Annotated in this window: 4 protein-coding genes; 3 read left to right on the top strand and 1 reads right to left on the bottom strand. The window is 48.3% G+C overall.

Annotated features, from left to right (window positions below; genetic code table 11):
- Positions 1–317 precede the first annotated feature (317 nt).
- Entirely contained in the window at positions 318–572 is a 255-nt protein-coding gene (locus K5905_RS30975; RefSeq protein WP_297591564.1) for a hypothetical protein, read from the top strand.
- Positions 573–1,033: 461 nt separating this feature from the next.
- The gene (locus tag K5905_RS30970) at positions 1,034–1,618 is read left to right on the top strand and encodes a transglutaminase-like cysteine peptidase (protein WP_297591563.1); all 585 of its coding nucleotides are present in this window, start codon (positions 1,034–1,036) and stop codon (positions 1,616–1,618) included.
- A 127-nt stretch (positions 1,619–1,745) separates the two neighbouring features.
- Here the strand turns inward: K5905_RS30970 and K5905_RS30965 are convergent, their stop codons facing one another.
- Entirely contained in the window at positions 1,746–2,099 is a 354-nt protein-coding gene (locus tag K5905_RS30965) for a hypothetical protein (RefSeq protein WP_297591562.1), read from the bottom strand.
- Positions 2,100–2,488: 389 nt separating this feature from the next.
- Between K5905_RS30965 and K5905_RS30960 the strand changes: the two genes are divergently transcribed.
- A partial coding sequence (locus K5905_RS30960; protein WP_297591561.1) for a hypothetical protein occupies positions 2,489–2,862 on the top strand: 374 nt, incomplete at its 3' end.

Here is a 2,862-nt window from a genome sequence, read left to right as displayed (position 1 = left end):
GGATTACGAAGATGCCCAAGGCACTGCACTTCAAGAGTGGCACCTCAAGAGTGTCTTGGGAGGTCGATGCTTTATGCATCGCTCAACAAATCCAACTTTTGGAAACAGTCCAGACAGCTTTCGCTTGAGAGCTTCGGCAATTCTAAACCCGGCAGAATAGAGAAAGGTAAACGAATCGTTAATAAATTCCAATCCACGAGAAATATTAAGACACAACTTTCATCCAAAAGCTATTCAAAAGCGGGTTTCGGACCATTGCCCGAAATCTCATTCAATGATATTCGTCGACTATTCTTTGAATTACGAGAGATCTGGTCATGTGGATCGCAATCTGGGTTCTGATTCCGGTGTATTTCACAGTTTCACTGATATTCTTCATACTCAGTGCTATGGAATTACTTGAAACTGGCAAGGCAAGTGTCGTCACCCTTTGCCTCGCGACGATCAACTCAGTGTTTTGGCCGATTACGCTATTGGTTGTGTCGGTATTGGTTGCCTTGAAAAAGCCTTTTCGCATCCAAGCGAAAAAGCAAACGGCGAAACAACAAGGCTCAGGTCACGTCGCCACTTGAAATCGAACTTGAAAAATTTCAGCACGCAGCAATTCGGTTCCAGGTGGCGAACCTCACCTTCAACCACCACTCTACGCCCTGGATGCTTCAGCCGGTCGGCCCTTCCTTTAAACCGGCAATCTTCTCTAGCAATCGGCGAAATGTCTTCCTGCTGCACCTGCCCCTTCTCCATTGAAAACATATAACTCAACTAAGATGCACTCATGAGAAGACACCGGCGAACTCCCCCCAGACCGAACCTAGCACCAGTGAACAATCAAAAGAAATTCAGGTAAAAAACTTCTTTTCTTCAAGCACTTACTGTCAAGCGGCATTTATTGCCGGGAAAAAAATGCCGCATGCGTAAAATTGTACCTATCGGTTTAAAGCCAACGAAGTAGGCAGTCCTGTATTTCTTCTATCACCGGGGAAGCGCCGTTGAATTTGGGCAAGGCGCCGACCCACTGAATAGAGGTGGGGACATGAAAAGAGTACTGCTTGCTTTTACAGCTGCCGTCATCGCATTCAGCTTTCTTCCAGCTGACAAGGCCGAGGCGTTTTCTCTTGGCGGCTCGACGCGAGTATTGGGCACATCGCCAGCGCTCAAGAAAGAGCGCCAACTTACAATGACCCGAGCACCGAAGGCTTACAACCTGTTTTGCATGAACAATCCCGTTGAGTGCCGGTCGGGCGGATCAGATATTATCACTGCTAATTATGCCTTGATGCAAACGTTGAATAAAGTCAATCGTGGGGTAAACCGCTCCATCAAGTGGGTTCGCGATAGAAACAACGTCTGGAAAATAGGAAACAGAACGGGCGATTGCGAGGATTACGCCCTCACCAAGCGCAGCCGGCTCATGAAACTCGGCGTCCCTGCGGCGGCACTCAGGATGGCTATTGTCAAGAATCAGAAGGGCCAGGGCCACGCAGTACTTGTTGTCAAAACAACCAAAGGCGACTTGGTTCTAGATAACGTGAATAACAATATCACATTGCGTGAGAGTACAGCTTATCGCTGGATTGGAATCGCGTCAGCCAATCCATATCGCTGGCAACTCCTCTGATCGAAATCCGCAAATTCAAAGCAAAAAAGACCGGCTGAGAAGCCGGTCTTTTTTCGTCTTCGCTCCTGTACTTGTGCGCAAAACCCCGCGATTGCAGCACCACCACAGAAAGTGAACAGAAGGAGGATCAGTTACTGCTTGCAGCAACGTCCGTATCAAGAGGATTATCGGCGAGATCATCACCACCGTCGGCAACGTTAGTGCTCGCTTCTGCAAATCCGCCAGCGAAAGTTTCCTGAGTGATATCCCCGTTGGCGGCAGCCTCGGTCAAGCTCGCCTGTAACTGCCCCTGGACATCTGCAAGCTGCTCGGCAGGAACCGTCGCCAGGAAGGCTTGAACCGCCAAGGCACATGAGGCAGCATCCGTACAGGACACAATCACTTCTTCAATGGTCGTCTGCGCAAAGGAATTCGTAGCAGGCGCAATCAGGAGTCCTGTGGAAAGCAAAGCACTAAAAACAAATTTAGACGCGGAATTCATTTTACAATCTCCAAGCTAAAGATTTTTCGCTACAAACGTTTCAGATTCCGAAATTTCCGGAGCATCCAAGTTTGCGATGCACCAATTTAAACGACTGTTTACCATCGAAAACACTGAATGTCATCCGTTTTCATCGAATTGGTTAACTCACTCCACATTCGCCGTTCACTCCGGATTCAATAGTTCACAAAGTCTCTTAGCGGGTAACACAACGCAGTCAGAAGCATTGGTCGAGAGGACGATGATTGTTCCTGCCTATTTCTATCCGATGCAACAAGTTTATTTGATGCGAGCCCTTGAAAGTCAGTAGCTCCTCATGCAAAAAGTACCGACGGTGGGACACATTAATGTGCCAAGAGGCGCTGTGATTTAGCAAAAGGTACTTCAACGTGCGACGTCCCCTTTCCGCGATGATTTTGGCGGGACTTTTCTTTTTTGTTTGTACTTCAATTTATGTGTTGGCGCGTGAAGCTTCGATCTTTTTCAATGGAAGTACTACACCGGCTGCGCGATTTGAATCCAAGGTCGAGGGCACTATCCCCTACGGACTTTCAGCTTTCAGCCAACAAATTGCGTTGCGTGACTGCGACGACTCGCTGAAATCACAATACAGCCGCTCTCAGACACGGGAACGTCGTTCAACCGCGATGAAACACTGCAGGGATTTTGCCCTGACCTTGACAAAAGATAGTCCTGCGAACGGGCTTGCCTGGTTTATCGCAGCTCAAGCCAGCGCGTGGCTCAAAGATTATTCTGACATGAA

The organism is Roseibium sp. (genome assembly GCF_025698965.1).
In the GTDB taxonomy this organism is placed as follows: domain Bacteria; phylum Pseudomonadota; class Alphaproteobacteria; order Rhizobiales; family Stappiaceae; genus Roseibium.
Note: the sequence above shows the minus strand (reverse complement) of the source record. Positions and strands in the feature narration are given on the sequence as shown.